This window comes from Corynebacterium sp. HMSC11E11 (assembly GCF_001807025.1).
GTDB lineage: Bacteria > Actinomycetota > Actinomycetes > Mycobacteriales > Mycobacteriaceae > Corynebacterium > Corynebacterium freneyi.
Map to the genome: position 1 here is coordinate 27,945 of NZ_KV787129.1, position 6,945 is coordinate 34,889.

Annotated in this window: 6 protein-coding genes; 3 read left to right on the forward strand and 3 right to left on the reverse strand. The window is 67.2% G+C overall.

Annotated elements, in window-relative coordinates:
- Positions 1–382: 382 nt before the first annotated feature.
- Entirely contained in the window at positions 383–943 is a 561-nt protein-coding gene (locus HMPREF3121_RS04060) for a hypothetical protein (RefSeq protein ID WP_070520087.1), read from the forward strand.
- Between the two features lie 101 nt (positions 944–1,044).
- On the opposite strand, the gene HMPREF3121_RS04065 is transcribed toward HMPREF3121_RS04060, so the two are convergent.
- Entirely contained in the window at positions 1,045–2,541 is a 1,497-nt protein-coding gene (locus HMPREF3121_RS04065; RefSeq protein WP_070520089.1) for a catalase, read from the reverse strand.
- A gap of 142 nt (positions 2,542–2,683) precedes the next feature.
- Here HMPREF3121_RS04065 and HMPREF3121_RS04070 point away from each other — a divergent pair, with 142 nt between their 5' ends.
- Positions 2,684–3,286 carry an RNA polymerase sigma factor gene (locus HMPREF3121_RS04070; RefSeq protein WP_070520091.1) on the forward strand — a complete coding sequence of 201 codons (603 nt, stop codon included), beginning with the start codon at positions 2,684–2,686 and terminating at the stop codon, positions 3,284–3,286.
- Positions 3,287–3,371: 85 nt separating this feature from the next.
- Here HMPREF3121_RS04070 and HMPREF3121_RS04075 read toward each other — a convergent pair whose 3' ends face one another.
- Both HMPREF3121_RS04075 and HMPREF3121_RS04080 read right to left on the reverse strand, forming a co-directional pair.
- On the reverse strand, positions 3,372–4,403 hold the full coding sequence (locus HMPREF3121_RS04075; RefSeq protein WP_070520093.1) for an aspartate-semialdehyde dehydrogenase: 1,032 nt from the start codon (positions 4,401–4,403) through the stop codon (positions 3,372–3,374).
- Positions 4,404–4,598: 195 nt separating this feature from the next.
- The gene (locus HMPREF3121_RS04080; RefSeq protein ID WP_070520095.1) at positions 4,599–5,864 is read right to left on the reverse strand and encodes an aspartate kinase; all 1,266 of its coding nucleotides are present in this window, start codon (positions 5,862–5,864) and stop codon (positions 4,599–4,601) included.
- Between the two features lie 222 nt (positions 5,865–6,086).
- On the opposite strand from HMPREF3121_RS04080, the gene HMPREF3121_RS04085 reads away from it, so the two are divergent.
- Positions 6,087–6,932 carry a DMT family transporter gene (locus HMPREF3121_RS04085; RefSeq protein WP_070520096.1) on the forward strand — a complete coding sequence of 282 codons (846 nt, stop codon included), beginning with the start codon at positions 6,087–6,089 and terminating at the stop codon, positions 6,930–6,932.
- The last annotated feature ends 13 nt before the right edge of the window (positions 6,933–6,945 follow it).

Here is a 6,945-nt window from a genome sequence, read left to right on the forward strand (position 1 = left end):
TGCCGTTCGGCGAGGACTTCCTCGACATCGAGATCAAGGACGACAACTCCACCCACGTCGAGGACATCCTGGACATCAACGCGGGCAACGGCGTCAAGGCCTAGTCGCCCCTCTTTCCCGGTCACCTGATCCGGAACACGCGCGCAGCTTCATTCGCGCGGGCGGGACTTTCCGCTCACACGGCTGCCCCGGAACGCCACGGCGTTCCGGGGCGGCTTTTCGCCGAAACACCGTTTGCCCCCACCGGTGCAGAACCCTGCCGCACCAACGACTTAGGGGCCCGCTCCCCCACCGCGATTTACGCCGGTGGCGGGCGGCGGTCCCCCTAAATTACACAAATCGTCAGATAACTCGTTTAGCTCCGAAGCAGAGGAAGCGCATCATGGACGCCGCCACCATTTCCGCCATCGCCGAGGTCGTCGACGCGATCCCGGACGGCCCCTACATCGTCATCGAGTCCCCGTTCCCCGCCCTCGAGCAGATCGGCGGTGGCAACATCAACCTGGGTTCCACCTTCGGCGACGTCAACCTGCCGTTCGGCGAGGACTTCCTCGACGTCGAGGTCGAGGACGACAACTCCACCCACGTCTCCGACGTCGTGGACGTCAACGCCGTCAATGGTGCGGTCATCGACTCCGGCTCCGACTCGGCCCCGGATGCCGGATCCACCCCGACCGAGTCCGGCGAGACCCCCGCCGAGGCCGCGCCCGAGGAGCCCGAGGTCATCCTGCCCGAGACCCCGGCCGACTCCGACGCGGAGCAGGCCGACGCTCCGACCGAGCCCGCCCCCGAGCAGGCCGAGACCGAGGCTCCGGCCGAAACCGACACCCCGGCCGAGCAGGCCGAGCCCGAGGAGACCGAGCAGGTCGACGCCCCGGTCGAGTCCGCCCCGGAACAGCCGGCCTTCGACCCGGTCGGCTTCTTGTTCGGCGCGCAGAAGTAATTCTGCCGTTCGGCGGCCAGAAGTAATTCTCCCGCCGAGCAGAAACCCGCCCGCACGGTCCCCGAACCACCGGTTCGAGGCACCCGCGGGCGGGTTTTCCTTTACTTGGCGGTGAAACGCGCCCGAACCTCGGCGCCGAGCCACTCGTCGACGTTGGTCCAGTACTGGTACACGCGCTCCTCGATCTCCGGGCTCACGCCCTCCATCGCACGGGCGATGTTGCCGGCCAACCGGTCGCGGGCGGCGTCGTCAAGCACCTCACGGACGAGAGTCCCCGCCTGGCCGAAGTCGCCGTCCTCGGCGTGCTGGATGTACGCGCCGCGGAACGGCTCCTCGCCCTCGGCCGCCCACAGGCCCAAATCACCGTGATCGACGGACTCCTGGGCGCCGCGACCGGCAGCATTGGAACCGTGGACCGGCAGCGACGGATCGGCGAAACGGTGAGTGGCGGCGCCGTCCTGGGAGAACGTGTTCACCTGCACGACCGGCCGGTTGACCGGCAGCTGATCGTGGTTGGCGCCCAGACGGTACCGGTGAGCGTCGGAGTAGGCAAACGCGCGGGCCAGCAGCATCTTGTCCGGCGACAGCCCGACGCCCTCGACCAGGTTCGACGGCGCGAACGCGGCCTGCTCGATCTGGGCGAAGAAGTTGCGCGGATTCTCGTTGAGCGTGAAGTGCCCCACGGGAATCAGCGGGTAATCCTTCTGCGACCAGGTCTTGGTCAGGTCGAAGGGATTCCAGCGGTAACCGGCGGCGTCGTCGAAGGGCATGATCTGCACCTTGACGTCCCACGTCGGGAAGTCGCCGCGCTCGATGGCCTCGAAGAGATCCTTGCGGGAATGGTCGGTGTCCTGGCCGACGAGCTCCTCGGCCTCGGCGTCGGTGAGGAAATCCCAGCCCTGGCGGGTCTTGAAGTGGTACTTCACCCAGAACCGCTCGCCGGCCTCGTTGATCCACTGGTACGTGTGGGAGCCGAAACCGTCCATGTTGCGCCAGGTCTTCGGGATGCCCCGGTCACCCATGAGGTAGGTGACCTGGTGGGCGGACTCCGGCGACGACGTCCAGAAATCCCACTGCATGTTGGCGTCGCGCAGACCCGTGTCCGGCAGACGCTTCTGGGAGTGGATGAAATCCGGGAACTTGATGCCGTCGCGGATGAAGAACACCGGGGTGTTGTTGCCGACGATGTCGTAGTTGCCCTCATCGGTGTAGAACTTCAGCGCGAAGCCGCGGACATCGCGCCAACCATCGGGCGAACCCTGCTCGCCGGCGACGGTGGAGAAACGGGCGAGCATCGGGGTGACGGTGCCCGGCTGGAACAGGCCCGCCTTGGTGTACTTGCTCACGTCCTCGGTGACGGTGAGCTCGCCGAAGGCGCCGCCGCCCTTGGCGTGGACGACGCGCTCCGGGATGCGCTCGCGGTTGAAGTGGGAGAGCTTTTCGATCAGATGCACGTCGTGGACCACGACGCCGCCCTGGGGGCCGGTGGTCACCGAGTGCTGTTCAGAGGAGACGGGGGCGCCGTTGAGGCGGGGGGTGCCGCCGTTGCCGGTGCCGGTGTCCAGGCCCTGGTCGGCGATGTCCTTGCTGGAGGTCATGGGATGCTCCTTCTTGCTCTGGGGGAGGCGTTGGCGCCCACCATACAGGACTTATCAGTTTCACGCTATATTTAGGCTCGTATTGATTGGTGTTTGCTTATGAGATGTACCCGTGCGGACACCGACTTGCTAAGGTTGCGGCATGACTGATCGGCAGCGCGAAGACGAGCGCGTCACCGCCCTGGCCCTGAAGGCCGGCCGCGGCGACCGCGCCGCGTTGACCGAGTTCATCCGCGCCACCCAGAACGACGTGTGGCGCCTCCTGGCCCACCTGGCCAACGCCGACGTCGCCGACGATCTGACGCAGGAAACCTACCTGCGCGTCATGTCGGCCCTGCCCCGATTCGCCGGCCGCTCCTCGGCCCGTACGTGGCTGCTGTCGCTGGCCCGCCGCGCCTGGGTCGACTCCGTCCGCCACGACATGGCACGGCCCCGCAAATCCGCCGTCGAGTGGGAAGACGCCACCCAGGCATCGTCGACCGGCACCTCCTGGGCCGAGCTCGTCGACGCGCGGGTGCTCATGGAATCGCTGGACGAGGATCGTCGTGAAGCACTGATCCTCACCCAGGTGCTCGGCTACACCTACAAGGAAGCTGCGGACATCGCCGGCGTGCGCGTGGGCACCATCCGCTCCCGCGTGGCCCGCGCCCGCCAGGACCTCGTCGCCGCCGCCGAAGGCCCCGAAGAGGCGGACAAGGACACCGACGACGACGGCCCCGCTTCACGACGACTGACCGCCATCTGACGCAGAAGCCGCGCGGCACCCGGAACACCCGGGCACCGCGCGGCGAACTACATCGGCGTGCGCGAACCACGCCGACGCGCGTGAACTACACCAGCAGCTCCGCGATCTGAACCGTGTTCAGCGCCGCACCCTTGCGCAGGTTGTCGCCCGAGATGACCATCACCAGGCCACGGCCCTCCGGCACGGACTGATCCACGCGAATGCGGCCGACCAGCGACTCGTCGATGCCGGTCGCGGCCAGCGGGGTCGGCACGTCGACGACCTTCACGCCGGGCGCCCGGCCCAGCAGCTCGGTGGCGCGCTCGACGTCGATGGGACGCTCGAACTCGGCGTGGACGACCAGCGTGTGGCCCGAGAACACCGGCACGCGCACGCAGGTGCCCGCCACCGCCAGCTCCGGAATGTCCAGGATCTTGCGGGACTCGTTGCGAAGCTTCTGCTCCTCATCCGTCTCCAGCGAACCATCGTCGACGAAGCCACCGGCCACCGGCAGCGCATTGAACGCGATCGGCTCGACGTACGGGCCCAGATCCTCGGCCTTCAGGGCCGAACCATCCGTCGCCAGCTGCTCCATGACGGACTCGTTCGCACGAACCTGATTCGCCAGCGTCGACACGCCGGCCAGGCCAGAGCCCGACACCGCCTGGTACGACGACACCCGAAGACGCGCCAAACCGGCCTCGTCATGCAGCGGCTTCAGCACCGGCATCGCCGCCATCGTCGTGCAGTTCGGATTCGCGATGATCCCCTTCGGCGTGTTCTTCGCCTCGGCCGGATTCACCTCCGAGACCACCAGCGGCACCTCCGGGTCCTTGCGCCACGCCGAAGAGTTGTCCACGACCGTCGCACCCGCCGCCGCAAACCGCGGCGCCTGCGCCTTCGACAACGTGCCGCCCGCCGAAAACAGCGCGATGTCGATGCCCTTCAGGTCCTCATCCGACACGGCCGCGACATCCTCCACCACGATGTCCTCGCCGCGGAACTCGATGGTCGTGCCCGCCGAACGCGCCGACGCGAAAAAACGAACCTTATCCGCCGGGAAATCCCGCTCCGCGAGAATGCCGCGCATCACGCGGCCAACCTGGCCCGTGGCACCGACGATGGCGATGGTGGTCATGAAAAACCCTCCTGGGTCACCGGCCCCGCGACCTGCGGACACCGGAAAACGTCAAACGTGAAAACTCGTGAAAACGGGCGGCCGGACACGCACCCGCAAACCACGGCGCAACTGCGAAACTACGCCGCAACCGGACCGTCGTAAAGCACCGGCCACCCGGACCGGGACCAGCCGCAACCGGCCCCGACACCCGAACTAGCGGCCCGTGCCCGCGTACACGACGGCCTCTTCCTCGCCGCCGAGCTGGAACGCCTCGTGCAGCGCACGGACGGCGGCATCGAGGTCATTGTCGCGGATCAGCACCGAAATGCGGATCTCCGACGTCGAAATCAACTCGATGTTCACGCCGGCCTCCGCCAACGCCTCGCAGAACGTCGCGGTGACTCCGGGGTGCGACTTCATGCCGGCACCGACGAGCGACACCTTGCCCACGTGATCGTCGTAAAGCACGTCCTGCCAGTCACCCTCGGCCTGCAGCTTCTTCAACAACTCCAACGCACGCGGCCCATCCGCACGCGGGCACGTGAACGTGATGTCCGTGCGGTTGTCGTCGATCGACGACACGTTCTGCAACACCATGTCGATGTTGATCTCCGCATCCGCCACCGCACGGAACACCTGCGCCGCCTGGCCCGCGACATCCGGGATGCCCAGAACGGTGATCTTGGCCTCCGAGCGATCATGCGCGACGCCGGTGAGAACTGCTTCTTCCACGGGAATATCCTCCACTGATCCATTGACGAGGGTGCCGATTTCATTGCTGTAGGACGAACGCACGCGCAGCGGCACGTTGAACGCCCGCGCATACTCCACGCAGCGCAACTGCAGAATCTTCGCGCCCACTGCGGCCATCTCCAACATCTCCTCGAAGGAAATGGTGTCCAGGCGCTGCGCGTTCGGCACGATGCGCGGGTCCGCCGTGTACACGCCGTCGACGTCCGAGTAAATCTCGCAGACGTCGGCTTCCAGCGCCGCGGCCAGCGCCACGGCCGTCGTGTCCGACCCGCCGCGGCCCAGCGTGGTCACGTCCTTCGTTTCGCGGTTGACGCCCTGGAACCCGGCCACCAGGCAAATGTGGCCCTCGTCCAGCGCCTCGCGCACGCGGCCCGGCGTCACCTCGACGATGCGCGCGTTGCCGTGGCGCTCCGTCGTGATCACGCCCGCCTGCGAGCCCGTGAACGACCGCGCCGACGCACCGAGGCTCGCGATGGCCATCGCCACCAGCGAGTTCGAAATTCGCTCGCCGGCGGTCAGCAGCATGTCCATCTCGCGCGCCGGCGGCACCGGATTGACCTGATTCGCCAGATCCAGCAGCTCGTCCGTGGTGTCGCCCATCGCCGAGCAGACGACCACGACGTCGTTGCCCTGTTTTTTGGTCTCCACGATGCGCTCCGCCACGCGGCGAATGCGCTCCGCGTTTTCCAGCGATGAACCACCGTACTTCTGTACGACCAATGCCATGGTCGGCGTCCTCCAGACCTGTTCGACCGTCAGCCCGGGCACTCTCCGCCCGGGCCATTGCCGTCGTGCGTGCGCCGCACTCCGGTTTCCCGTAAACGATACAACAGTGGCCGTCGCCGCTGCTTCCCGAGATTCCGCCGCCGAACAGGCCTTTGCTTCCCCTGCGCCGGTTGGGCGCGGGCACGTGCTTTACGACGGCCGCCGCCTCGGTAATCTGTCCATGTGCATAACGAACTCCTCGCGGTCATCCTGGGCCTCGGCTCCGCGTTGACGATCGCGTGGGGGACCGTGATCAGGCACCAGTTGGCCGACGAACTGCCCGCGGATGCGGGGACGATGTCCGGCGTGTGGTCCGTCGTGACCCGCCCGACGTGGTGGGCCGGCGTGTTGCTCGCGTTGACGGGGTACGGCCTGCAGGTCGCGGCGCTGGCGTTCGGCACATTGTTGCTGGTCCAGCCGTTGCTGGTGATGTCGCTGATGTTCACGTTGCCGTTGTCGGCGAAGTTCGCGGGGCGCAGGATCTCGAAGGCGGAGACCGCGTGGGCGGTGTTGCTGACCATCGCCGTCACCGTGCTGGTGCTGTTGGGGCGGCCGTTGCCGGGTGATCCGCGGCCGCCGTTGTCGCGGTGGATTCCGGCGCTGATCGTCGGCGCCGTGGTGTTCGCCGTGATGTATCACGCCGCCGCCACCTGGCTGGGGTCGCAGAAGGCGCTGGTCCTGGGGTTGGCGACGGGTTGGTTGTACGGGTTCGTCGCCGTGCTGTCGAAGGCCGTCGTGGACATTTGGGTTCACGAGGATTTGGCGGCGTTCGTGGCGTCGTGGGAGACGTGGTCGCTGATCGGCTTGGCGTTGATCGGGGTGGCGGTGCAGCAGGCATCGTTCAATGCGGGGGCATTGCGGAATTCCCTGCCGGCCATGACGTGCGCGGAGCCCGTGGTGGCGTTCGTGTTGGGGTACGTGGTGCTCGGCGAGAAGTTCCAGGCGGTGGGCACGCAGTGGATCTGGATGGGGGCGGCGTTGATCGCGATGATCGCCTCGACCGTGGCACTGTCCCGCAAGAGCGTTTAGGGGCCCTGCGCCG